The sequence below is a fragment of the Psychrobacter sp. TB20-MNA-CIBAN-0197 genome, from assembly GCF_040309765.1.
GTDB classification, from domain to species: Bacteria; Pseudomonadota; Gammaproteobacteria; order Pseudomonadales; family Moraxellaceae; genus Psychrobacter; species Psychrobacter submarinus.
Map to the genome: position 1 here is coordinate 1 of NZ_JBEOPC010000479.1, position 277 is coordinate 277.

Annotated in this window: 1 pseudogene; it reads left to right on the forward strand. The window is 40.1% G+C overall.

Annotated features, from left to right (window positions below):
* A pseudogene (locus tag AAEY83_RS14585) lies at positions 1–277 on the forward strand (hypothetical protein); the annotation flags it as partial.

Here is a 277-nt window from a genome sequence, read left to right on the forward strand (position 1 = left end):
CCCTTAAAGACACTGAGATTCATCTAAGCGAATTTAACGATGATAACAGTCAAGCGCCTTTATTATTAGACTCTATTACCGTGCTAAAGCAGCTGTCTTGTATTTTTGAGCTGATTTCTTTGGTTGGTGCAGAAGTGTTAAATACCGCCATCGTCAATGGTCTGCAGCGCCTTTATGACAGTGGTGATAATAATGATACTGCCTTGATTATGGATTTATCAGAAGCCATCATGACCCTCGATCGTTATGTGGAATTTGTACTGTTGACAGAGTCAGT